Source organism: Sulfitobacter sp. 1A12157 (assembly GCF_043557345.1).
Taxonomy (GTDB): domain Bacteria; phylum Pseudomonadota; class Alphaproteobacteria; order Rhodobacterales; family Rhodobacteraceae; genus Sulfitobacter.
In genome coordinates, this window is the sequence record NZ_JBIFFV010000001.1 from 124,949 (window position 1) to 148,515 (window position 23,567).

Annotated in this window: 24 protein-coding genes; 16 read left to right on the forward strand and 8 right to left on the reverse strand. The window is 65.7% G+C overall.

Going from position 1 to position 23,567, the window contains the following annotated elements:
- The first annotated feature begins 3 nt into the window (after positions 1 to 3).
- Genes ispH through ACGYLC_RS00735 form a run of 3 tightly spaced genes read left to right on the forward strand, consistent with a single transcriptional unit; the run spans position 4 to position 2,093 of the window.
- The gene (ispH, locus tag ACGYLC_RS00725) at positions 4 to 954 is read left to right on the forward strand and encodes a 4-hydroxy-3-methylbut-2-enyl diphosphate reductase (protein ID WP_394421056.1); all 951 of its coding nucleotides are present in this window, start codon (positions 4 to 6) and stop codon (positions 952 to 954) included.
- 54 nt (positions 955 to 1,008) lie between these two features.
- A complete protein-coding gene (rnhA, locus tag ACGYLC_RS00730) occupies positions 1,009 to 1,473 on the forward strand; it encodes a ribonuclease HI (protein ID WP_394421057.1) in 465 nt (154 codons plus the stop codon).
- Positions 1,470 to 2,093: a trimeric intracellular cation channel family protein gene (locus tag ACGYLC_RS00735; RefSeq protein ID WP_168612655.1), complete on the forward strand. Its 624-nt coding sequence runs from the start codon at positions 1,470 to 1,472 to the stop codon at positions 2,091 to 2,093. The genes rnhA and ACGYLC_RS00735 overlap by 4 nt, the downstream gene beginning before the upstream one ends.
- Positions 2,094 to 2,103: 10 nt before the next feature.
- Here the strand turns inward: ACGYLC_RS00735 and fmt are convergent, their stop codons facing one another.
- From fmt to def (ACGYLC_RS00755), 4 genes are read right to left on the reverse strand one after another with little or no spacing between them, the layout of a single operon-like run.
- Positions 2,104 to 3,012 carry a methionyl-tRNA formyltransferase gene (gene fmt, locus ACGYLC_RS00740; RefSeq protein WP_394421059.1) on the reverse strand — a complete coding sequence of 303 codons (909 nt, stop codon included), beginning with the start codon at positions 3,010 to 3,012 and terminating at the stop codon, positions 2,104 to 2,106.
- Positions 3,013 to 3,050: 38 nt separating this feature from the next.
- On the reverse strand, positions 3,051 to 3,548 hold the full coding sequence (gene def, locus ACGYLC_RS00745) for a peptide deformylase (RefSeq protein ID WP_394403823.1): 498 nt from the start codon (positions 3,546 to 3,548) through the stop codon (positions 3,051 to 3,053).
- Positions 3,545 to 4,042 (reverse strand): peptide deformylase, encoded by a 498-nt coding sequence (gene def, locus ACGYLC_RS00750; protein WP_394421061.1) that lies wholly within the window; start codon positions 4,040 to 4,042, stop codon positions 3,545 to 3,547. The genes def (ACGYLC_RS00745) and def (ACGYLC_RS00750) overlap by 4 nt, the downstream gene beginning before the upstream one ends.
- Positions 4,039 to 4,557, reverse strand: coding sequence for a peptide deformylase (def, locus tag ACGYLC_RS00755; RefSeq protein WP_394421063.1), 519 nt, complete (start codon positions 4,555 to 4,557; stop codon positions 4,039 to 4,041). The genes def (ACGYLC_RS00750) and def (ACGYLC_RS00755) overlap by 4 nt, the downstream gene beginning before the upstream one ends.
- 96 nt (positions 4,558 to 4,653) lie before the next feature.
- On the opposite strand from def (ACGYLC_RS00755), the gene ACGYLC_RS00760 reads away from it, so the two are divergent.
- Entirely contained in the window at positions 4,654 to 5,823 is a 1,170-nt protein-coding gene (locus ACGYLC_RS00760) for a MalY/PatB family protein (RefSeq protein WP_394421064.1), read from the forward strand.
- Positions 5,824 to 5,862: 39 nt separating this feature from the next.
- Here ACGYLC_RS00760 and ACGYLC_RS00765 read toward each other — a convergent pair whose 3' ends face one another.
- Positions 5,863 to 6,219 (reverse strand): hypothetical protein, encoded by a 357-nt coding sequence (locus ACGYLC_RS00765; RefSeq protein WP_394403828.1) that lies wholly within the window; start codon positions 6,217 to 6,219, stop codon positions 5,863 to 5,865.
- Between the two features lie 173 nt (positions 6,220 to 6,392).
- On the opposite strand from ACGYLC_RS00765, the gene ACGYLC_RS00770 reads away from it, so the two are divergent.
- From ACGYLC_RS00770 to mnmH, 7 genes are all read left to right on the forward strand, one after another.
- Positions 6,393 to 7,367: a glutathione S-transferase family protein gene (locus ACGYLC_RS00770; RefSeq protein WP_394421065.1), complete on the forward strand. Its 975-nt coding sequence runs from the start codon at positions 6,393 to 6,395 to the stop codon at positions 7,365 to 7,367.
- Positions 7,368 to 7,448: 81 nt separating this feature from the next.
- Positions 7,449 to 8,402 (forward strand): threonine-phosphate decarboxylase CobD, encoded by a 954-nt coding sequence (gene cobD / locus ACGYLC_RS00775; protein ID WP_394421067.1) that lies wholly within the window; start codon positions 7,449 to 7,451, stop codon positions 8,400 to 8,402.
- Complete coding sequence (gene cbiB, locus ACGYLC_RS00780; RefSeq protein ID WP_394421069.1) at positions 8,399 to 9,307, forward strand: adenosylcobinamide-phosphate synthase CbiB; 909 nt, start codon at positions 8,399 to 8,401, stop codon at positions 9,305 to 9,307. The genes cobD and cbiB overlap by 4 nt, the downstream gene beginning before the upstream one ends.
- A 13-nt stretch (positions 9,308 to 9,320) precedes the next feature.
- Positions 9,321 to 10,499: a lytic murein transglycosylase gene (locus ACGYLC_RS00785; protein ID WP_394421071.1), complete on the forward strand. Its 1,179-nt coding sequence runs from the start codon at positions 9,321 to 9,323 to the stop codon at positions 10,497 to 10,499.
- 13 nt (positions 10,500 to 10,512) lie between these two features.
- Entirely contained in the window at positions 10,513 to 10,899 is a 387-nt protein-coding gene (locus ACGYLC_RS00790; protein ID WP_394421072.1) for a rhodanese-like domain-containing protein, read from the forward strand.
- A 71-nt stretch (positions 10,900 to 10,970) separates the two neighbouring features.
- The gene (locus ACGYLC_RS00795) at positions 10,971 to 11,321 is read left to right on the forward strand and encodes a RidA family protein (protein ID WP_067265627.1); all 351 of its coding nucleotides are present in this window, start codon (positions 10,971 to 10,973) and stop codon (positions 11,319 to 11,321) included.
- A gap of 51 nt (positions 11,322 to 11,372) precedes the next feature.
- Entirely contained in the window at positions 11,373 to 12,428 is a 1,056-nt protein-coding gene (gene mnmH, locus ACGYLC_RS00800; RefSeq protein WP_394421074.1) for a tRNA 2-selenouridine(34) synthase MnmH, read from the forward strand.
- Here the strand turns inward: mnmH and selD are convergent.
- Entirely contained in the window at positions 12,412 to 14,583 is a 2,172-nt protein-coding gene (selD, locus tag ACGYLC_RS00805) for a selenide, water dikinase SelD (RefSeq protein WP_394421076.1), read from the reverse strand. The genes mnmH and selD overlap by 17 nt on opposite strands.
- Positions 14,584 to 14,872: 289 nt before the next feature.
- Here selD and ACGYLC_RS00810 point away from each other — a divergent pair, with 289 nt between their 5' ends.
- From ACGYLC_RS00810 to ACGYLC_RS00825, 4 genes are all read left to right on the forward strand, one after another.
- On the forward strand, positions 14,873 to 16,957 hold the full coding sequence (locus tag ACGYLC_RS00810; protein ID WP_394421078.1) for a DEAD/DEAH box helicase: 2,085 nt from the start codon (positions 14,873 to 14,875) through the stop codon (positions 16,955 to 16,957).
- A gap of 201 nt (positions 16,958 to 17,158) precedes the next feature.
- Complete coding sequence (locus ACGYLC_RS00815) at positions 17,159 to 18,556, forward strand: aspartate aminotransferase family protein (RefSeq protein ID WP_394421080.1); 1,398 nt, start codon at positions 17,159 to 17,161, stop codon at positions 18,554 to 18,556.
- Between the two features lie 206 nt (positions 18,557 to 18,762).
- Positions 18,763 to 19,026: a glycine zipper 2TM domain-containing protein gene (locus tag ACGYLC_RS00820; RefSeq protein WP_394397831.1), complete on the forward strand. Its 264-nt coding sequence runs from the start codon at positions 18,763 to 18,765 to the stop codon at positions 19,024 to 19,026.
- Positions 19,027 to 19,169: 143 nt separating this feature from the next.
- Positions 19,170 to 19,931 (forward strand): sulfite exporter TauE/SafE family protein, encoded by a 762-nt coding sequence (locus tag ACGYLC_RS00825; protein ID WP_394397833.1) that lies wholly within the window; start codon positions 19,170 to 19,172, stop codon positions 19,929 to 19,931.
- Here ACGYLC_RS00825 and nagA read toward each other — a convergent pair.
- Both nagA and ACGYLC_RS00835 read right to left on the reverse strand, forming a co-directional pair.
- Positions 19,928 to 21,058: an N-acetylglucosamine-6-phosphate deacetylase gene (gene nagA, locus ACGYLC_RS00830; protein ID WP_394421081.1), complete on the reverse strand. Its 1,131-nt coding sequence runs from the start codon at positions 21,056 to 21,058 to the stop codon at positions 19,928 to 19,930. The two genes, ACGYLC_RS00825 and nagA, sit on opposite strands and share 4 nt — an antisense overlap.
- Positions 21,058 to 21,945 carry a BadF/BadG/BcrA/BcrD ATPase family protein gene (locus ACGYLC_RS00835; protein ID WP_394421083.1) on the reverse strand — a complete coding sequence of 296 codons (888 nt, stop codon included), beginning with the start codon at positions 21,943 to 21,945 and terminating at the stop codon, positions 21,058 to 21,060. The genes nagA and ACGYLC_RS00835 overlap by 1 nt, the downstream gene beginning before the upstream one ends.
- 118 nt (positions 21,946 to 22,063) lie before the next feature.
- On the opposite strand from ACGYLC_RS00835, the gene ACGYLC_RS00840 reads away from it, so the two are divergent.
- Complete coding sequence (locus ACGYLC_RS00840) at positions 22,064 to 23,527, forward strand: PLP-dependent aminotransferase family protein (protein WP_394421085.1); 1,464 nt, start codon at positions 22,064 to 22,066, stop codon at positions 23,525 to 23,527.
- The last annotated feature ends 40 nt before the right edge of the window (positions 23,528 to 23,567 follow it).

A 23,567-nucleotide genomic window follows, 5' to 3' on the forward strand; every position in this document is an offset into this window, starting at 1 on the left:
GCCATGACCAAACCGCCTCTTACCCTCTACCTCGCCGCGCCGCGCGGATTCTGTGCGGGCGTGGACCGGGCGATCAAGATCGTCGAAATGGCGATCGAGAAGTGGGGTGCGCCGGTCTATGTACGCCATGAAATCGTGCACAACAAATTCGTCGTCGACGGGCTGCGCGACAAGGGCGCGGTCTTTGTCGAGGAACTCTCCGAATGCCCCGACGACCGCCCGGTGATCTTTTCCGCCCATGGGGTGCCGAAATCCGTGCCCTCGGCGGCGCAGGCGCGCAACATGATCTATGTCGATGCCACCTGCCCGCTGGTCTCCAAGGTGCATATCGAGGCGCAGCGGCACGCGGATGCGGGCCTTCAGATCATCATGATCGGCCATGCGGGCCACCCTGAGACGATCGGCACCATGGGCCAGTTGCCCGAAGGCGATGTGCTGCTCGTGGAAACGCCTGAGGATGTGGCCAGCGTCACCGTGCGCGATGAGGAGCGTTTGGCCTATGTCACCCAGACCACGCTCAGCGTCGATGACACCGCCGATATCGTGGCCGCCCTACAGGCGCGTTTCCCCGCCATCATCGGCCCGCATAAAGAAGACATCTGCTACGCCACGACCAACCGTCAGGAAGCGGTCAAGGCCATGGCGCCCAAATGCGACGCGATGCTGGTGGTGGGCGCGCCGAATTCCTCGAACTCCAAACGGCTGGTCGAAGTCGGCGCCCGCGCGGGCTGCGCCTATGCGCAACTGGTGCAGCGGGCCGAAGACATCGACTGGCGCGCGCTGGAGGGCATCGGCAGCATCGGCATCACGGCGGGCGCATCGGCCCCCGAAGTGCTGATCAACGAGGTGATCGACGCCTTCAAAGCGCGCTACGACGTGACCACCGATCTGGTCGAAACCGCGCAGGAAAACGTGGAATTCAAGGTGCCGCGCGTTCTGCGCCAACCCGCCTGATTGACCGCCGCGCGCCAGCCGCCTAAACCGCGCTGGAAACTGCCGGAGATACCCATGCCTGACCTCTACGCCTATACTGACGGTGCCTGTTCGGGCAATCCCGGCCCCGGCGGCTGGGGCGTGCTGATGCGCGCGAAGGAGGGCGACAAGATCGTCAAGGAACGCGAGTTGAAGGGCGGCGAGGCGCAGACCACCAACAACCGCATGGAGTTGATGGCCGCGATCTCGGCGCTGGAATCGCTCAGCCGACCGACCGAGATCACGCTGGTGACCGATAGCAACTACGTCAAGAACGGCATCACCGGCTGGATCTTCGGCTGGAAAAAGAACGGTTGGAAGAACGCGGCCAAAAAGCCGGTCAAGAATGCCGAGCTTTGGCAACGGCTGGACGCCGCGAACGCGCGGCACAATGTGACGTGGAAATGGGTCAAGGGCCACGCCGGCCACCCCGAGAACGAGCGCGCCGATGAACTGGCCCGCGCGGGCATGGCGCCGTTCAAACCCGGTGGCAAGAAGTGACCCTGCTGGCCCTGCTGGACTATGCCGCCGTGCTGGTCTTTGCCATCACCGGTGCGCTTGTCGCCAGCCGGGCGCAGCTTGATATCGTGGGTTTTGCCTTTATCGCCTGCCTAACCGCCGTGGGCGGCGGCACGATCCGCGACCTCTTGCTCGACCGCAACCCGATCTTCTGGATCGAGACGCCCAGTATGCTCGGCGTGGCCATCGTGGCGGCGCTGGTGGTGTTTTTCACCGCCCACTTGCTCGAAAGCCGCTTTCGCACTCTGATCTGGCTCGACAGTCTGGCGCTGGCTGTCGCTGTCGCGGCGGGTGTCGGTGTGGCGATGGCGCAAGAGCAATCCGCGCCGATCATCATTGTCATGGGCATGATCACCGGCTGTATGGGCGGTCTGATGCGCGATGTGGTGGTGGGGCAGCTGCCGCTGGTGCTGACCCAAGGCGAGCTTTACGCCACCGCGGCGCTCTCTGGTGCCGCCGTCGCCGTGCTGCTGGCGCCCTATTTCGATGGCACGCTCTACCCGCTGCTGGCCTGCGCTGCGACGACTTGGGTGCTGCGTGCCGGGTCACTCTATTTTGGCTGGCATCTGCCGGTCTACAAAAGCACCCCGCCCAAAAGCTGAACGCTCGGCCTTAGCTCAGACGCACACCTGTCGCGATCTGCGCCCCGCGTTGGAACACATCCGCCTCCTGCACGCCTTTGCCCGCGCGCTGTAGCCGCGTCAGCCGCACCGCCCCGTCGCCGCAGGCGATGCGCAACGCCTCCGACAGCACCTCGCCCGGCGCGCCGGTGCCCTCGTCCAGCACCGAGCCGAGGACTTTCACCCGCTGGCCGTCAAGCTCGAACCACGCGCCGGGAAAGGGCGAGAGCCCGCGGATCAGACGATCCACCTCGACCGCCGGGCGGGTCCAGTCGATGCGCGCTTCGGCCTTGTCGATCTTGGCCGCATAGGTGACGCCCTCTTCGGGCTGAGGCTGCGGCGTCAGATCGGTCAGGTGCGACAGCGCCTTGTTGATCGCCACCGCGCCCATGGCGCTTAGCCGGTCATGCAATTGCGCCGTGGTCTCAGCCTTGCCGATCTCGGTCTCTTCGCACAGCAGCACCGGTCCGGTATCAAGCCCCGCTTCCATCTGCATGATGCACACGCCGGTCTTTTCGTCGCCCGCCATGATCGCACGGTGAATGGGCGCCGCCCCGCGCCAGCGCGGCAGCAGGCTGGCGTGGATGTTGAGGCAGCCATGTTTCGGCGCGTCGAGAATGGGCTGCGGCAGGATCAGACCGTAGGCCACGACCACCGCCGCATCGGCCTCAAGCGCGGCGAACTCCTCCTGCGGCTCGGGGTGTTTGAGCGATACCGGATGGCGCACCCGCAGACCAAGCGCCTCGGCGCGCTGCTGCACCGGGCTGGGACGGGGCTTCTTGCCGCGCCCGGCGGGGCGGGGTGGCTGGCAATAGACCGCGCAGATCTCATGCCCGGCCTGCACCAGCGCATCGAGGATCGGCACCGAGAAATCGGGCGTGCCCATGAAGATCAGTCGCATCTGTTCACTCCTGCCGGACAGCACCTTGGAGAGCGCCGTCAGCCGTTCTGTTTGCGGGCCTTGCGCAACAGCATGTCGCGCTTGGTTTTGCTGAGGTTGTCAAAATACATCTTGCCCGCCAGATGGTCGATCTGGTGCTGCACGCTCACCGCTTCCAGCCCGACGAAATCACGCTCCACCTCGGCCCCCGTCTCATCGAGAAAGCGCACCTTCACCCCGCGCGGGCGGCGGATCACGGCGCTGAAACCGGGCAGATTGGGGCTGGCCTCCTCGTAAGGATGCAACACGGCAGAGGCATCTACGATCACCGGGTTCGCCAGCCGGATGCGTTTGTTGCGCGCTTCCGAGGCATCGACGACGGCGACCTGCAACATCACCCCAATCTGCGGCGCGGCAAGGCCGACGCCGGGCATGGCGTCCATCGTCTCGATCATATCATCCCAGAGGGTGCGGATTTCATCCGTCACCGTCTCAATCGGGGCGGCGGGGCTGCGCAGGCGTTTGTCGGGCCATGGAACATAGCGGCGTAGGGTCATTGGGCGTTGAACTCCGCAATCTTGGCCGCGCGGGTCTCCGCATCGAGGTGGTCGAAGGTCACCACGCCATCGAGGTGATCCATCTCATGCTGCGCGATCAGCGCAGAGGCGCCTTCCATGCTCTGCACATAGCGGCCACCGTTGAGGCCGGTCCAGACCATCTGCACCTGCGCGGGGCGCGAAATATCGGTGCTGATGCCGGGGATGCTAAGACAACCTTCGGTATTGGTCACCCGTTCTTCGCCGATCTCTTGAAACATCGGATTGATGCAGACCAACGGGTCGGACTTGCCCTCTTTCCACCCCGCATCCATCACGAAGATACGCAGCATCGCGCCCACCTGCGGCCCGGCAAGGCCACGGCCCGGGGCGGCATACATCGTCTCAAGCATATCTGCGGCGAGGCGTTCGATCTCTGGCGTGATCTCTTCGACCGGGGCGCAGATTTCGGCCAGACGCGGATCGGGCCAGCGGAGAACCTCCAGCACGCTCATCCGCGCGCCAGCTCGCGCTTCAGCTTGACCATCTTGCGGGTGATCATCTGACGCTTCAGCGGCTTGAGGTAGTCGATGAAAAGCTTGCCGTCGAGGTGGTCGATCTCATGCTGAACGCAGGTCGCCCAAAGCCCGTCGAACGCCTCCTGCTGCTCTTTCCCATCGCGGTCGAGCCAGCGCACCTCAACCTCCGCCGGGCGGGTCACCTCGGCATATTGATCAGGGATGCTGAGACACCCTTCTTCATAGGTGTTGAGCCCGTCCGAAGAAGCCACGATTTCGGGGTTGAACATCAGCAAGGGCCGGGGCGCTTCGCCCTCTTCCTTGACGCAATCCAGCACGATGACCCGGCTCGACACGCCGATCTGCGGCGCGGCAAGGCCGATGCCCGGCGCATCATACATGGTGGTCAACATATCATCGCCCAGCACACGCAACTCGTCGCTCAGATCGGCGACGGGGGCTGCGGCTTTCTTGAGCCGTGGATCGGGGTGCAAAAGGATCGGGCGTTTCATCCCGCTCATTTAGGCCATGCCCGTGCATCGCGCAACCGGGGGCTTGCAGCGCCTGCGGCAGCCGTTAGCTTGGCCGCAATATCAGGAGAGACCAGCATGAGCTTTGACGACATCATCGACCGGCGCGGCACCCATTGTGCGAAATGGGACAAGATGGAAGCGATCTATGGCGTGCCTGCGGATACCGGCATCGCCATGTGGGTGGCCGACATGGATTTTCGCCCCCCGCAGGTGGTGCAGGACGCGCTTCAGGCCCAGATCAACCACGGGGTGCACGGGTATTTCGGCGACGACAGCAAATACCTTGCCGCGATCCAATGGTGGATGGAAAACCGCCACGGCTGGAAGGTCGACGCCGAGGCGATCTTTACCACGCATGGCTTGGTGAACGGCACCGCCATATGCGTCGATGCCTTCACCCAGCCCGGCGATGGGGTGGTGCTGTTCACCCCGGTCTATCACGCCTTCGCCCGCGTGATTAACGCCGCCGAGCGCCGGGTGGTGGAATGCCCGCTGACCAATGCCTCGGGCCGTTACGAGATGGATTTCGACGCCTATGACGCCTTGATGACCGGGGATGAGAAGATGGTGATCCTCTGTTCGCCGCATAACCCCGGCGGGCGGGTCTGGAGCCGTGAGGAACTGCAAGGCGTGGCCGACTTCGCCAAGCGGCACGATCTGGTGCTGGTCTCGGATGAGATCCACCATGATCTGGTGATGCCGGGGCACAAGCATATCCCCATGGCCCAGATCGACGGGATCGAGGACCGTCTGGTGATGATGACCGCCACGACCAAGACCTTCAACATCGCGGGCGGCCACACCGGAAACGTCATCATCCACGACCCCAAGCTGCGCGCGCGCTTTGCGCGGCGCATGGCGGCCTTGGGCGTGTCGGCCAACTCATATGGGCTGATCATGGCAACCGCCGCCTATTCGCCCGAGGGGGCCGCTTGGGTCGACAAGCTGACCGCCTATCTCGATGGCAACCGAAAGCTGTTCGACGAGGCGGTGAACGCGATCCCGGGGCTGCGCTCGATGCCGCTGGAATCGACCTATCTGGCTTGGGTGGACTTTTCGGGCACCGGCATGGCGCCCGCAGAGTTTCAGGACCGTGTCGAGAAAAGCGCCGCCATCGCCGCCAACCACGGCGCCACCTTTGGCACGGGGGGCGAAAGCTTCATGCGCTTCAACCTCGCCACCCCGCGCGCGCGGGTCGAGGAAGCCTGCGAGCGGCTGGCCAAAGCTTTCAGCGATTTGCAGTAACGAAACGGCGCGGCGGGGCGGCCCCGCCGTGCCGCCCTTTCAGGCGCGGCTGTCTTCGATCAGACCCAGCGGCGCATCGGCGGGGCGCTCGAAGTCAAGCGGCGGACGGTCCGCCACGGCGGTGGCGCGTTTGAACTCATAGCGCATCTCGCCCGCTTCTTCCTCGCTCGCCACGATGAGACATTGGAACAGATGCAGGCTGCCGTCATAGAGATCGACCAGCCCGCGCAGCTTCGGCGCATCCTGTGCATCGACGGAGAAACCGGTCTTCCACATGCGCAGCACGCGGTAGACATCACCGCCCACCTCAAGCCGCAGGCGCGCCCCTTTGCGCAGGCTTGCCATCCGCGCGGCATCCAGCCCCGCCTGTATTTCTTTCGACAGAAATTCTTCCATGCGCAATCCCCCCACTGATGCCTCTAAGCTGGCGGATAGCGTAGAAAATTCAAGTTAAGAATTGATGACGTATGGGCAGTCTGCATCAGCGCAGAGCGGCTGCGCGCCTATGAAGATGGGCGGCCCTCGCGCCCTGCCCTAGATATACCCTCAAACGCGGAAAGGAGAACAAGATGGGCCTATTGGTTGACGGCAAATGGCAAGACAAATGGTATGACACCAAATCCTCGGGCGGAAAATTCGAGCGCAGCGAGGCCAAGTTTCGCAACTGGGTCACCGCCGATGGCAGCGCCGGACCAAGCGGCGAAGGCGGGTTCAAGGCAGAATCGGGCCGCTACCATCTCTACGTCAGCTATGCCTGCCCATGGGCGCATCGCGCGCTGATCTTCCGCCGGTTGAAGGGGCTTGAGGATCACATCGGCGTCTCTGTCGTACATCCCGATATGCTGGGCGAGGGCTGGACCTTTGACACGGATTTCCCCGGTGCCACGGGCGACACGCTCTTCGGCCTGCCCTATGCGCGCGACATCTACACCCGCGCCGATCCCAATTTCACGGGCCGCGTCACCGTGCCGATCCTCTGGGACAAACAGCGCGAGACCATCGTCAGCAATGAAAGCGCCGAGATCATCCGCATGTTCAACAGCGCCTTCAACGCGATCACCGGCAACAGCGATGACTATTACCCCGCCCCCCTGCACGACCGCATCGAAGAGGTGAACGCCCGCGTCTATGACACGCTGAACAACGGCGTCTACAAAGCTGGCTTCGCCACCACGCAAGAGGCCTATGACGCTGCCGTGCACCCGCTCTTCGACACGCTGGATTGGATCGAACACATCCTGTCGCAGAACCGCTACCTTGCGGGCGCGCAGATGACCGAAGCCGACTGGCGGCTCTTCACCACGCTGGTACGCTTCGACAAGGTCTATCATCTGCACTTTAAATGTAACCGCCACCGGATCGTCGATTACCCGAACATCTGGGCCTATACGCGCGAGCTCTATCAGGTGCCGGGCGTGGCCGAGACGGTGAACTTCGACCATATCGTGCGGCACTATCACTACAGCCATGACACGATTAACCCGCACCGCATCATCCCGATCAATCCGGTGCTGGACTTCAACGCGCCGCACGGGCGCGGCTAACCTCCCCTCCCCCTGCCCCCGTGGAAGGCGCTTGATCGCGCAGCGCTTTTGCGCTTTCACCGCAGCGACGACGGCAGGGGGATGATCATGCAAAAGCCAGACCAGCGCGACCACGGCGGCGGTGTCGATGCGGCAGCGGCGCGTTTCGGCGGAGCGCGGTCGGATTGGATCGATCTTTCCACCGGGATCAACCCCGCGCCCTACCCGATACCTGCCCTGTCTGCGGGCGCATGGACCGCCCTCCCCGATGCCGCGGCGCAAGACGCGCTGCTGACCGCCGCCCGCGGCTTTTGGCAGGTGCCCGAAGAGGCCGCGATCCTTGCCGTGCCGGGGGCCTCCTCGGCCATCGCGCGGATCCCGGCGCTGGCCCCGAAGGGCCGCGTGCGCATCCCCGGGCCGACCTATAACGAACATGCCGCCAGCTTCGCCGAGAATGGCTGGCAAGTGGTCGAGGCGGGCGAGGCCGAAGCCGCCGTTCACGTCCATCCCAACAACCCCGACGGGCGGTTGTGGTCCTTGGCACAGACGACAGCCCCGCTCAGCATCATTGATGAGAGCTTTTGCGACATCACGCCCGATGCCACCCTGATGGCGCAGGCCACGGTGCCCGGCGGGCTGATCCTCAAAAGCTTTGGCAAGTTCTGGGGTCTGGCCGGGCTGCGGCTGGGGTTCGTGATCGGCGATCCGGCCTTGGTGGCGCGGCTTGAACAGATGCTGGGGCCGTGGCCGGTCAGCGGCCCCGCGCTGCATATCGGCGCGGCGGCGCTGCGCGATGAAACATGGGCCGAGGCCACGCGGGCGCGGCTGGGGGCCGAGGCCACGCGCCTCGACGGGCTGATGACCACAGCAGGCGCGCAGATCGTCGGCGGCACCCCGCTTTTCCGGCTCTATGAGGTCGATGAAGCGCAGGCTTGGCAAACCCGCCTCGCCCAGCACCAGATCTGGAGCCGCGTCTTCCCCTACAATCCGCGCTGGCTGCGCCTTGGCCTGCCGCCCTCGATAGGTTGGGCGCGGCTGGAGCGGGCGCTGGCATGAGCACAGCGGCGATCCTCGCGCTGGCCATGCTGCTGGATGCAGCACTTGGTGAGCCGGACTGGCTCTGGCGTCGCCTGCCGCATCCGGCGGTGCTGATGGGGCGGCTGATCGGCTGGGGAGATCGTCGGCTGAACCACGGCCAAACCCGCCGCGCCAAGGGCGTGGCGCTGCTGCTGGCGCTGATGATCGGGGCCGCGCTGCTTGGCTGGGCGCTCAGCCTTGCTGGCCCCCTCGTCGAGATCATCCTCACCGCCATCCTGCTGGCGCAACGTTCCCTCGTCGAGCACCTGCGCGCCGTGGCCGACGGGCTGCGCCAATCCTTGCCCGCAGGGCGCCGCGCCGTGGCGATGATCGTCAGCCGCGACACCGCCGCGATGCCGCCAGAGGGCGTCGCCCGCTCGGCCATCGAAAGTGGCGCGGAGAACCTCAGCGATGGGATCATCGCCCCTGCCTTTTGGTTCCTGCTGGGCGGTCTGCCGGGGCTGCTGGTCTACAAAATCGTGAATACCGCCGACAGTATGATCGGCTATCGCACCCCGCGCTATGCCGATTTCGGCTGGGCCGCGGCGCGGATGGACGACCTTCTGAACCTCGCCCCCGCACGGCTCACCGCGCTGCTGATCGCCCTGCCCGGCGGGGTTTTGCACCGCTGGCGCGACATCAAAGCCGATGCGGCGCTGCACCGCTCGCCCAATGCCGGTTGGCCGGAAGCCGCCATGGCGCGGGCCATAGGTGTGGCCCTCGCCGGTCCGCGCAGCTATGATGGGCGGGTGCAGCAGTTTCCTTGGGTGCATGGCGCGGGGGCGCGCGTCATCGGACCTTTGGAGATCGATGCGGCCATCACCCGCCTCTGGCAGGCATGGTTGGTGATGTGGGCAATCGCCCTAGTTCTGGCCTGTCTGTGACAAAGAGGTATCCATGCGCCCCACGTTTCTCGCCGCTGCCCTTGCGGCCCTCACCCTTCCCGCCAGCGCCTATGCGCAAGCCAAATGCGGCGGGGATTTCTCCAGTTTCATTGCCGATGCCAAGGCCCAGGCCGTGGCGAACGGTGCGGACCCCGCCAAGGCCGAGCGGTTCTTTGCCGGCCTGCGCCAAGACCCCGCCGTGCTGCGGGCCGATCAGGCCCAAGGGGTGTTTCAAAAACCCTTCATCGAATTCTCGCGCCGCCTGATCTCGGAAAACCGGATCAACCGGGGCCGCGCCATGGCCGAGAAATACGACACCGTCTTCGACCGGGTAGAAGCCGAGTATGGCATCAGCCGGGGTGTGCTCTTGGCCTTCTGGGCGTTCGAGACGGATTACGGCGCAATCCAAGGCGACTTCAACACCGCCAACGCGTTGGCGACCCTTTCCCATGACTGCCGCCGCCCCGAACTGTTCCGCCCGCAGCTTTTCGCGGCGCTGGAGCTTTTCGAGCGCGGTGCGTTCGACCCCGCCACCACCACCGGCGCTTGGGCCGGTGAGATCGGGATGGTGCAGATGCTGCCCCGCGACATCCTAGAGAACGGGGTCGATGGCGATGGCGACGGCGCGGTCTCGCTCAAGACCTCCGCCCCCGATGCGCTCTTGTCCGGTGCCAAGATGTTGCAAAGCCTCGGCTGGCGCGCGGGCGAGCCTTGGTTGGCCGAAGTCACCCTGCCGCAGGATTTCGACTGGTCGCAAACCGGGCTGGAGACCACGAAACCCGTCAGCGAATGGCAGGCGATGGGTGTCTCTCCCCGCAACGGGCCGTTGGCCGAGGGGCTGACCGCCTCCGTCCTGCTGCCGCAGGGGCGTGGCGGGCCTGCTTTCGTCGCCTATCCGAACTTCCGCGTTTATTTCGAGTGGAACCAGAGCTTCACCTACGTGATGACCGCCGCCTATTTCGCTACAAGGCTGGAAGGCGCGCAGGTCTATGACGCGGGCCACCCGGCCCCCGGTCTCGACGGCGAGGCGATGAAAACGCTGCAACGCAAGCTGCAGTCCATGGGCTATGACGTGGGCGATGTGGATGGCATCCTCGGCTCCGGCACCCGCGGTGCGGTGCGGGCCGAACAGGAACGTCTCGGCATGCCCGTCGATGGCTGGCCCACGCCTGAGTTGCTGAACAAACTGTAAGGAGAAGACCCCGATGGCCCTCAAGAAAACCGCCGCGCAAATGGTCGCCGAAGCCCGCGCCCGGATCGAAGAGATCGACAGCCCCGAGGCCATCGCCATGCTCGACGACGAAAACGTGCAATTCGTCGACCTGCGTGACCCCCGCGAACGCGAACGCACCGGGTTCATCCCCGGTGCCTTCCACTGCCCGCGCGGCATGTTGGAGTTCTGGGTCGACCCCGACAGCCCCTATTTCAAAGAGGTCTTTGCCCAAGACAAGAAATTCATCTTTCACTGCGCCTCTGGCTGGCGCTCGGCCATCTCGGTCGCGACGCTGCAAGACATGGGGTTTGACGCGGCCCATCTGAAGGACGGTTTCGGCGGCTGGGAAAAAGCGGGCGGCCCGATCGAGAGATCTTGATGGACAGGCTTTGATCTGGCCTCCCCCACGTAAAGCTGCCACAAGTTTTGCAACGTCAAAGGAGAGACAGAATGACCGAGATCAAACGCCACCACACCAACACCCGTATGAGCCAGATCGTCGAGCATGGCGATGTGATCTACCTTGCCGGTCAGGTCGGTACGGCGGGGGCGGATGTGGCCCAACAGACCCAAGATTGCCTTGATAAGGTCGACGCCCTGCTGGCCGAAGTCGGCAGCGACAAGACCCGCATCCTGCAATCGACCATCTGGCTGGCCGACATGGCCGATTTCGAAGCCATGAACGCCGTCTGGGACGCATGGGTGCCCGAGGGCCAAGCCCCCGCCCGCGCCTGCGGCGAGTCCAAACTCGCCACGCCGGAATATCTGGTCGAAGTGCTGGTGATCGCCGCCAAGGCCTGAGCCATTCCCCCGCGCCCTGTCACGGGGCGCGGGGCTTTGCCGGACCCCCAGATGACCCCCTGCACCCTCACCGCCCTGTCGGACCTCGCCACGCTCAACGTCGATACGATCATCGACGTGCGCGCGCCAAAGGAGTTTGCCGAGGATCATCTGCCCGGGGCCATCAACCTGCCCGTGCTGTCGGATGCCGAGCGCGCCGAAGTGGGCACGATCTACAAGCAGGTCAGCCCCTTTGACGCGCGCAAGATCGGCGGGGCGCTGGTGGCGCAGAACACCGCGCGGCATTTGCAAACGGCGCTGGCGGATAAAGACGGCGGCTGGCAGCCGCTGGTCTATTGCTGGCGCGGCGGGCAACGGTCGGGGGCATTCTCGACGATCCTCGATCAGGTCGGTTGGCGCGTGCAGCTTCTGCGCGGCGGCTACCGCAGCTATCGGCGGCTGGTGGTCGCGGCACTCTACGACACGCCCCTGCCGCATCGGCTGATGCTCATCGAAGGCGGCACCGGCACGGCCAAGACACGGCTGTTGCATCATCTGGCGCAGGTGGGCGCGCAGGTGCTTGACCTCGAAGGGCTGGCGCAGCACCGCGGCTCGCTTTTCGGTGCGGTGGACGGCGGGCAGCCGCATCAAAAGATGTTCGAATCCCAGCTCGCCCAAGCGCTATTGCCGCTCGACCCCGCGCAGGTGACATGGGTCGAAGCCGAGAGCAGCAAGATCGGTGACATCACCCTGCCGCCCGCGCTGTGGGCCGCGATGCGCGACGCGGCGCGGGTTGAGATCGCCGCCTCCTTGGCCGCGCGGGCGGATTTTCTGTGCCGGACCTATGATGACCTGACCACCGACCCCGCCATGCTGGAAAACCGCATCGACAAGCTGCGGCCCTATCATAGCGGTGAGACGATCACCCAGTGGCAGACCCAAGCCCGCGCGGGCGATTGGGCCAGCCTCGCCGAAGGGCTGATCGGCCAGCATTACGACCCGCGCTATGCCAAGGCCGCCAGCCGCAACCCTGCCCCGCGCGCCCGGCTGACGCTCGACCGGCTTGATGACAGCACATTGGCCGAGACCGCCGCCACGCTGCACAGCCGTTTCACCGCAGGCGGATAGAGGGCAGGCCCGTCTCAAGCCGCCCGATGATATGGCCCGCCAAGCCTTCGGCCATGAACCGCGCCTGCGCCGCTTTCGCGGCATCCTCGGGCAAGGCCGCCAGCAGCCCCCCGGCGGTTTGCGGATCGTGGAAAAGCGGGTTCACCGGGTCTGCCGCCGCAATCGGGGCATCTGCCTGATTGACCGCCAGCAAGGAAGAGGCCACCCCCTGTTCCGACAGCGCCTGCGCGCCGGGGTAGATCGGCACCGCCTCCGCCCAAAGCTCTGCCGCCAATCCCGAGGCACGGCAGATCGCTTGCACATGTCCGGCAAGGCCAAAGCCCGTCACATCCGTCATCGCATGGGCCTTGCCCAAAATCTCCGCCGCCCGCGCCTGCGGTCTGGCCATGACGCCAAGCGCTTCGGCCACCACCCGCCCCGGCGCGGTCCCTGCCATATGACCTGCAAGGATCACCCCCGACCCGATGGGCCGGGTCAGCATCAGCACATCGCCCGGCTGCGCGCCGCCGAGGCCGATGGGCCTCGCGCCCCGCGTGCCGGTGACCGTAAAGCCGATGGTCAGTTCCGCGCCCATGGTCGTATGGCCACCCACGATCTGCGCGCCTGCACCCGTCATCACCTCCTGCGCGGCCACCGCGATCTCGCGCAGGGTCCGGGCCTGCAATTCGGGCGACATGCGCGGCAGGATGATCGAACTCAACGCTGCCTGCGGCGTGGCGCCCATCGCCCAGACATCGCCCAGGGCGTGCACCGCCGCGATCCGCGTCATGAGGGCCGGGTCTTCGACAAAGCCGCGCAGGTGATCCGTGCTCATCACCTGAAAGCCGCCGCCGGGGCGGCGCAGCACCGCCGCATCGTCGCCCGCGCCGGTGAGCACATCGCCCGAGACGGGCGGCTGCACTTCGGCCAAGAGATCGCCCAGCACCGCGCCGCCCACCTTGGCCCCGCATCCACCACAAAGCGGCTTGCCCGCCAGCGCCTCCTGCACGCCCGAGGCCACCGGGCCCGTCAGTGCATCAGCCTTCATCGCGGGCAGGTCATCGAGCCCGTCCATGAACTTCCGGTCGATCCGGTCCTTCCACCGCCACAGCAGCGCACCGCCGAGGGCCAGCCCGTTCCGCTCCGCCACGGCGGCTTTCTTGCCGAGTGAGATCAGCTTGAGATAATGCCGCTGCGGTTTGAACGCCCGCCGTGCCCCGCCGCTGAGCGCCGCGCGCAGGTTGTCGTGCAGCACCGGCGCCGCCCGCACGGCAAAGACACCGGCCTTGGGGCGCGGGCTGGCCTCCATATGCGCGCAATCGCCGACGGCGAAGAGCCTGTCATCCTCTACCACCCCCAGATCGGCCCCGACGCGGATGAACCCCGCGTGCAGCGGCAGATCGGTCTGGGAAAGCCAGCCCTGCGGCACCGCCCCCGCCGCCCCCACACAAAGCGCCGCAGGGATCGGCGCGCCATCCGCCAAGAGCACCTGCCGGTCGGTGATCTGCGTGACCTTAGCCTCAAGCGCCACGGTTACCCCAAGCGCCGCCATCTGCCGCCGCACCATCGTCTCGGTCCGTCGGGCCATGCCGGAAAGCTGCGGCCCATGCTCCACCACCGTCACCGCTGGCTGCCCCCCCGCCTCGCGCAGGGCAAAGGCCATCGCCATGGCAAGCTCGCAGCCCGCCACACCGCCGCCGATCACCGCCACCTCGGGCGGCTGCTCCCCTGCCCTGACCGCCGCCAGAAACGCACGCCAACGCGCGGCATAGAGATCGAGCGGCTTGGCCCCGACCGCGTGTTCGGCAAATCCCGGCAGGTCCATCTTGGCCGTGATGCCTACGTCGATCGACGCCACATCATAGGCTACGGCCCCCCGCCCTTCGACCGTGATCTCCCGCGCCGCGCGGTCGATCCCCGTCGCTTCCCCAAGGATCAACCGCGCCCCGGCGTGGCGACAAAGGCGCATGAGGTCGATCTCCAAGGCATCGCGGTCGTAATGCCCGGCGATATGACCGGGCAGCATGCCGGTATAGGGCGCGGTGGGACCGGGGTTGATGACGGTCAGCCGCGCGCCGGGCAGCGGGTCCATCCCCCATTTGCGCAGCACCAGCGCATGGGCGTGTCCGCCCCCCACCAGCACCAAATCTCGCGTCAGGGGCAGATCGCTGTGCACCAGATTGCCTCACTCTCTCTTTCCGCTTTGGCTTATAGCTACCCCAAGCCGCCCGCCCGCGCCATCGGCCTTACCGAGATGTGAGCGGGCCGGATCAGAGCTAAAATGGCACTTCCCCGCCCATTCGGGCCCGGAAAGCCGCCAAACCGGTAAAAAGGGTGACAATTCGCCACAAAACCCCCATGTACATTCCATTCCCGACCCTCTACCGACGGTCGGATTCCTTGCCGTGGCTGGTAGCACCCCACGTGCCCGCCCCCCGCACAACGTTCAAGACAGGACAGCCTTCGTGATCCAGACTATTGCCGATGCCCTTGCCCAACAGGGTTATGAAACACTTACCGCCGTACAGGAGGCCGTCACAGACCCCGCGCTGAACGATCAAGACCTTCTGGTTTCGGCCCAAACCGGGTCGGGCAAGACGGTGGGCTTTGGCCTTGCCATCGCGCCGACGCTTCTGGGCGAGGACACGCATTTCGGCCAAGCGGGCGCACCGCTGGCGCTGATCATCGCGCCCACGCGCGAATTGGCCATGCAGGTCAGCCGCGAGCTCACATGGCTGTACGGCAAGGCGGGCGCGGTGGTCACCACCTGTGTCGGCGGCATGGACAGCCGCACCGAACGCCGCGCGCTGGAGCGGGGCGCGCATGTGGTCGTCGCCACGCCGGGGCGTCTGTGTGACCACATCAAGCGCAACAACATCGACCTCGATTCCCTGCGCGCCGTGGTGCTGGACGAGGCCGACGAGATGCTCGACCTCGGCTTTCGCGAAGACCTTGAGTTCATCCTGTCGGAATCCCCCGAGGAGCGCCGGACGCTCTTGTTTTCGGCCACGGTGCCGGCGGCCATCGCCAAGCTGGCGCAATCCTACCAGCGCGACGCGCAGCGGATCACCACCGTGGGCGAGACCAAGCAGCACAGCGACATCGAATACCGCGCGCTGAACGTGCATCCGCGCGGCACCGAGAACGCAATCATCAACGTGCTTCGCTTCTACGAGGCCAAGAACGCCATCGTCTTTTGCAACACCCGTGCCGCCGTGGCGCGGCTGACCACGCGCTTCACCAACCGCGGCTTCTCGGTCGTGGCGCTCTCGGGTGAGCTGACGCAATCCGAGCGCACCAATGCGCTGCAGGCGCTGCGCGACGGGCGCGCCCGTGTCTGTATCGCGACGGATGTGGCGGCCCGCGGCATCGACCTGCCGAACCTCGAACTGGTGATCCACGCCGACCTGCCCAGCAACTCCGACACGCTGCTGCACCGTTCGGGCCGCACCGGACGCGCGGGGCGCAAGGGGGTCTCGGCGCTGATCGTACCGCCCAAGATGCGCAGCAAGGCGAACCGGCTTCTGGGCTGGGCCAAGCTGAAAGTGGAATGGGCCGCCCCGCCCTCCGCCGCCGAAGTGAACGCCGCCGATGAGGCGCGCCTGCTGGCCGATTCCGCATGGGTTGAGCCTGCGCCCGAGGATGCGGCGGAATTCGTCACCTCGCTGGTCGAGAAATTCAGCGCCGAGCAATTGGCCACCGCCTTCGTCAACCTCTACCGCAAGCGGCAATCCGCCCCGGAAGAGCTGAGCGACCCCGGCGCGCCGGGCGAGGACAAGCCGCGCCGCGATTTCGGCCCTTCGGTCTGGTTCTCGATCTCCACCGGGCGCAAGGATGGGGCCGAGCCGCGCATGTTGTTGCCGATGCTCTGCCGCCGGGGCGACCTGACCAAGGACGACATCGGCGCGATCCGCGTGCAGGACAGCCACAGTTTCGTGGAGGTGGCCGAAGCCTCGGTGCCCGGCTTGCTCGACGCGCTCGGCGGCGACATGAAGCTGGAAGACGGCGTGGTGCTGACCAAGCTGGACAAAGCGCCCGATCTGCCGCGCGGCCCCAAGCCCGGCAGCAAACGCGGCCCGAAACCCGGCGGTTTCAAAGGCGACCGCGGCCCCCGCAAACCGCGCGGCGATTATGACCCGGATGCCGCCCCCGCCCCGCGCAAACCCCGCGCGAAATCCAGCGATGGCCCCGGTGCCGCGTCTTTCGACAAGCCGAAATACGACAAGCCCAAATTCGACAAACCCCGCGCGCCAAAAGGCGAACGCCCACCAAAGTCGCACAAGACCGAGCGTAGCCCGATGAAACCCGGCGCGACGCCCAAGCCCAAATCGGGCGGTGACACGAGCGGCAAGCCCAAGGCAAAGGCCGTTTGGAAAAAGGAAAAGCCCGCGGGCGCTGCGCCGCGCAAGGGCAAAGGCAAACCGACCACCTCGGCCACCACGCCGGGCGGCGAAAAGACCTACAAACGGGCCTCCGACCCGTCCAAACGTTTCACCCCGCCGAATAAGATCGGCAAACAGGGCGGCAAGGGCGGCCCGAAATCGAAATAAGATCAAACGCCGGGGCCTCACCCCGGCGTTTTTGCATCCCGCGCCATTTCCTGAAAGAAATCGCCCCCTCTGGCCTCACCGAAGGGGGCAAACTGGCACTACTGGATCCTATCCATTCGCGGTGTTCTTGGAACAGTATCTCCCGCCTTTGCGCGGGCTTCATTCGTGGGCTCGACCCACCCGTAGAGAAAGGTTTGCCCCATGGACGGCAATTTCAACGAGAACGACATCTCCCGCGTTGTCGAAGCCGACCGCGCGCATATCTGGCACCACCTGAGCCAGCACAAACCCTATGAAACCACCGACCCGCGCATCATCGTCGAAGGCCGCGGCATCCGGGTCTGGGACCAAAAGGGCAAGGAACACCTCGACGCCGTCTCGGGCGGGGTCTGGACGGTGAACGTGGGCTACGGCCGCGAGAGCATCGCCAACGCCGTGCGCGACCAGTTGATCAAGCTGAACTATTTCGCGGGCTCCGCGGGTTCGATCCCCGGCTCCCATTTCGCCGAGAAGCTGCTCGACAAGATGCCGGGGCTGGACCGCGTCTACTATTGCAACTCCGGCTCCGAGGCGAATGAGAAAGCCTTCAAAATGGTCCGCCAGATCGCGCATAAGCGCTACGGCGGCAAGAAGCACAAGATCCTCTACCGCGACCGCGACTACCATGGCACCACCATCGGCTGCCTCTCCGCCGGCGGTCAGGACGAGCGCAACGCGCAATACGGCCCCTTTGCGCCGGGCTTCGTGCGGGTGCCGCACTGCCTTGAGTATCGCGCCTTCGAGCAGGACGGCGCCCCGCTGGAGAACTACGGCATCTGGGCCGCCGATCAGATCGAAAAGGTGATCCTCGCCGAAGGACCGGAAACCGTCGGCGCGCTCTGTCTTGAGCCGGTCACGGCAGGCGGCGGCGTCATCACCCCGCCCGAAGGCTATTGGGAGCGCGTGCAGGAGATCTGCCGCAAATACGACATCCTGCTGCATATCGACGAGGTCGTCTGCGGCGTGGGCCGCACCGGCACGTGGTTCGGCTACCAGCAATACGGCGTGCAGCCCGACATGGTGACCATGGCCAAGGGTGTGGCCTCGGGCTATGCCGCCATCGCTTGTCTGGTCACGACCGACGCCGTCTTCGACATGTTTAAGGACGATGCCAGCGATCCGCTGAACTACTTCCGCGACATCTCGACCTTTGGCGGCTGCACCGCGGGGCCGACCGCGGGGATCGAGAACATGCGCATTATTGAGGACGAGGGCCTGCTCGAGAACACCACCAAGATGGGCCACTACATGCTGGAGCAGCTTCACGCGCTGGCCGACAAGCATAAAGTGATCGGCGACGTGCGCGGCAAGGGGCTGTTTCTGGGGGCCGAACTGGTGACCGACCGCGACAGCCGCGCCCCGGTCGAGGAAAAGCGCATTCAGGCCGTCGTCGGGGACTGTATGGCCCAAGGGGTGATCATCGGCGCCACCAACCGATCCCTGCCCGGCAAGAACAACACCCTGTGTTTCTCGCCCGCGCTGATCGCCACCCGCGATGATATTGATGAGATCATCGCCGCTGTGGATGGTGCATTGGACCGGGTTTTCACTTCGGCATAAAACCGCGCTTTCAGGCGTGTGACAGGCGGCATCGGTTGACCCGGTGCCGCCTTCGTCTATCTAAATCCCTGTCTTGCCCGAACATGACAACAGATGGAAAATTTCCGCGCATATCCGCGTTGAAAATTTTTCTTAACATCCATCGCTTTCGCGGGAACCTCTTCCAATCCCCCCGCGTTGGCAAATGAGTAACTTGGGAGAAAGACATGAAGAAATTCCTTATCGCCGTTCCGCTGGTCGCCACGCTTGCCGCTTGTAACGGCACCACGCCCAGCCAAGGTGCCCTGACAGGTGCAGCCCTCGGCGCAGCCACAGGTGCTGCTGTTTCAGGCGGTGACGACAAGGTTCAAGGCGCAATCATCGGCGGTCTCGCAGGTGCGGCGGCTGGCAACTACATCGGCCAGACACAATCCGGCAAATGCGTTTATCAGAACGCCAATGGCCAGCGCTACGTCGCGGCTTGCCCGTAATCGGCTGACATCGCGCGTTTTCGCGTTATCAGGGCTTCGACCATCGGTCGGAGCCCTTTTTCGTTTCCGCCTCTCCCCCATCTTGGCATCGGCATGATTTGATCCTAACAGGGGTCAAGCGCCCAAGGGCGTGGGGAGGAACCATGACCACATTAACCGATATCGCGATCCTGCTGATCGCGGCCTTTGGCGCGGGGGTGTTGAACACCATCGCCGGGGGCGGCACCTTTCTGACCTTTCCCGCGCTGGTCTTTACCGGCATGCCCCCCGTGGCCGCCAATGCGACCAGCGCCGTAGCGGTGTTTCCGGGCTACCTTGCGGGCGCTCTTGGCTTTCGCCGCGAGCTTGGCTGCATCGACCGCCGCGCCCTGCTGCGGTTGTGCCTTATCACGCTGGCGGGCGGCGTGGTCGGCTCGGGCTTGCTTCTGATCTCTTCCAACGCGGCCTTTTCCGTCGTCGTACCTTTCCTGCTGCTTGCGGCGACGCTGGCGTTTCTACTGGGCGACCGCATCCGCGCCTTCGCCGCCGCCCATGCCCGCTCTGTGACGCCTCAGGGCGCGCTCGGCCTTTTCGTGGTTAGTGTCTATGGCGGCTATTTCAACGGGGGTTTGGGCATCGTTCTGCTGGCCCTCTTCGCGCTTTGGGGGATGACCGATCTACACGGGATGAACGGGCTCAAGACCGGGCTGAGCTTCGTGCTCTCCTCGATTTCCGTGGCGGTCTTTGCTCTGGCCGGTCTGGTCGCATGGCCGCAGGCGCTGCTGATGATGCTGGCGGCCACGGCGGGCGGCTATGCTGGCGCGCCCTTGGCGCGGGCCTTGCCGAAACAGACCGTCCGCTGGCTGATCGCCGCCATCGGGTTCGGCATGAGCGCGGTGTTCTTTTGGCGCCTCGTGGCGGGCTAGCCCACCACCCGCGCCGCGCCGCTTTCGGGATCGAAAAGCACCAAGGGGTGATCCGCCCGTTCGATCCGGCCCAGCCCCATGTCATTGCGCAACAGCGCGACCGGCCCCGAGGTGGCCCGCGCGAGCGCCCCCTCCAGCGGCTCCCCCACCGCATGGGTCAGCACATGCACCGCGCGGCCCATTTCAAGATCCGCCCCCGCCAGCGTGCCATCGGCCAAGGTCAACCGCCCCTCGGCACGGTAAACCTCCCGCTCGTTGAGGGTGAAGCCCGTGATATCCGACCCCGCCGTCGCCATGGCATCGCTGACAAGGAAAATGCCCGAAGGTTTGGCCGCCAGCGCGGTGCGCATGGTCGCGGGATGCACGTGGATACCATCGGCGATCAGCCCCGCATGGCCCCCCTTCCGCGACAGCGCCGCCCCGACCAGCCCCGGCGCGCGATTGCCCATCTGGCTCATCGCGTTGAACAAATGGGTCACGCAGGCCGCGCCCGCGTCGAAGGCCGCCATGCAAGTCTCGTAATCCGCATCGCTATGACCAAGCGAGACTATGACCCCCGCCTCGGCCATCGCGGCGATCTGCGCGGTGCTGGTGTTCTCCGGCGCGACCGTGACCATAAGGTTCGGCAGACGCGCGGCGGCGCGTAGGATCAGGGCGAGGTCCGCTTCACGCATCGGGCGGATCAGCGCCCCGTCATGCGCGCCCTTGCGCGAAAGCGCCAGATGCGGGCCTTCCAGATGTAGCCCAATGATGCCCGGCACCCCTTCTGCGATGGCATCGACAGCGGCCTCGATGGCCGCTTCGGTCTTCTCGGGCGTGTCGGTAATCAATGTGGGCAGCAGCGCCGCGACACCAGTGCTGCGATGCGCGTCGGCCATCCGCCGCAGGGTCGCCACATCGGGGCTGTCATTGAACATCACCCCGCCGCCGCCGTTGACCTGAAGATCGACGAAGCCGGGGCAAAGCACGCCGCCCGCACACCGCTGCGTTGCAACACCCTGCGGCACCTCTTCGGCGGTGAGGATGCGGCGGCTGCCGTCCTGCATCTGCGCCAGCACCTTGCCGGGGTGCAACCGCTTGCCGTCATGGATCTGCGCCCCGGTGAAAACCTTCGCGATCTCGCTCATCACAGAACCTCTTCCGCCGCGGCCTTGCAGGCCAGATGAAACGCCCCGTCCAGCGCCGTGCCCCGCGCCGCGATCCGGCCAGCCAAATGGTCTTCCGGCAGGAAAGGCGCGTAATGCGGGCCGACCCCGCCAAGCAGACAAAGCGGATCGCCGGGCGCAAAATCCAGCGCCTTCAACGCGCGGGTGTAATAGGCGGCACCCTCCCGCAACAACGCCTGCGCGTGATCGTCCCCGGCCTCAGCCGCCGCGATGACTTTGGGCGCGAATGCCGCATAATCCCCCGGCTGCGCCGTCAGGCTGAAGGCCACGAAAGCCTCAGGATCATCTCCGAAATCCGCCATCAAGGCGCGGGTCAGGTCGCTATGGGGCAACACCCCATCATGACATTGCAACGCCAGATCCAGTGCCCCGCGCCCCAGCCAAGCGCCCGATCCCTGATCCGCCAGATGAAACCCCCAGCTGCCGACATAGCGAAACGCCGCGCCATCCGTGGCGGCGACGATCGTGCCGGTGCCGATGGCCAAGACCCAGCCCCTGGCGCCTTCGCCAAGCGCGCCGACCACGCAGGCGGGGCGGTCATCCTCCGCGATGATCCGGGCATAGGGCAACGCCGCGCGCAGCCGCGCTGCGTCGCGGACGACGTTCATCCCGGCGAGGCCGAGAAAGGCGGTGGCCCCGGCAAGCGCCGCGGCAGGCAGCCCAGCCGAGACCGCCGCCGCTTCGACCGTGGCGCGGATATTCACAAGTGTCTGGTCCGGGTCATTGCCGATATTCGCCCGCCCGCCAGAGGCCCGGCCAAGGATACCGTCGCGCTGCGTGCCGATGGCCGCACGGCAACCGGTGCCACCGCCGTCCACGGCGATCAAAAGGGGGGCGGAAATGCTCATGCGATCGTTTTAGGCGAGGGGCCAAGCGAACGGAAGTGCGGGCGCGGCCCCGGGGGATAAATTGGGCCAGCCGTAATGCCAGATTGAACTCCCCCTAAGGCCAGCTTAACCTCGCCCCATGGCCCTGCCCGTCGAAACCTTTTTCCTGCGCCCCGATGCGCAAGGCACCCTGCAACAGCAGATCCAGCAGATGATCGCCCAAGGCATCCTCTCGGGCCGGTTCCAGCGGGGGGAGAAGCTGCCCTCGACCCGCAGACTCGCCGCGCATCTTGGTGTCAGTCGGATCACCGTGACCATCGCCTATACCGAGCTTTTGGCGAATGATTACCTCACCTCGCGCGGGCGGTCGGGGTATTTCGTCTCGGACAACGCGCCCGCTCCGCCCGCTTTCGCCCCCCGGGCCGAGGCGGATGATGCCATCGACTGGACCCGCGCCATCGGGCAGCGGTTCAGCGCCAATGGGCTGGCCGCCAAACCGCAGGATTGGGCCAGCTACCGCTACCCCTTCATCTATGGCCAAGCCGACCCGACGCTCTTTGACCATGCCAACTGGCGGCTTTGCGCCCTGCAAGCCCTTGGCCAGCGCGATTTCACCTCGATGACGACCGATTACTACGATCAGGACGACCCGCAACTGATCGAGTTCATTGCCCGCCATATCCTGCCCCGGCGTGGCGTCTCGGCCCGGCCCGAGCAGATCCTTATCACCCTTGGCGCGCAGAACGCGCTTTGGCTGACCGCGCAGGTGCTGCTGACCCAACGCCGCCGCGCCGTGCTTGAAGACCCGTGCTATCCGGCGCTGAGCGGTATTCTCAGCCAATCCCGCTGCCACATCACGCCCGTGCGGGTGGATCAAGACGGCCTCCCGCCCGAGGCGATCCCCCCCGATACGGATGTGATTTTCGCAACCCCAAGCCATCAATGCCCGACCAATGCGACCATGCCGATGGACCGCCGCCGCGCGCTGCTGTCCCGCGCCCGCGCGCTGGAGGCGCTGATCGTCGAGGATGACTATGAGTTCGAGATGTCCTTTCTCAAACCCGCCTCACCCGCGCTTAAATCGCTCGATGACGAGGGGCGGGTGATCTATGTCGGCAGCTTTTCCAAATCGCTCTTTCCGGGGCTGCGGCTGGGGTATCTGGTGGGGTCCGAACCCTTCATCCGGGAGGCCCGCGCGCTGCGCGCCTCGGTCCTGCGGCACCCGCCGGGGCATATCCAGCGCACCGCCGCCTATTTCCTGTCGCTCGGCCATTACGACGCCCAGATCCGCCGCATGGGGCTCGCGCTGCACGAACGCCGCCGGGTCATGGACGCGGCGCTAGAGACCCATGGTCTGCGCGTGTCGGGCCGGGGGGCCTATGGCGGATCGTCCTTCTGGATGCGCGCACCGGAGGGCGTGGACACGGCGGAACTGGCCGAGAACCTGCGCGCCCAGGATGTGTTGCTGGAGCCGGGCCATGCCTTTTTCGCCGGGGCCGAAAGGGCCACGAACTACTACCGGCTGGCCTATTCTTCGATCCCCGCCGCGCGGATCGAAGAGGGCGTCGGGCTGATCGCGCAAGAGATTGACCGCCTGCGCTGATCTGGCCTTAGGGCTGGCGCATTTCTGGCCCTAACCCCGG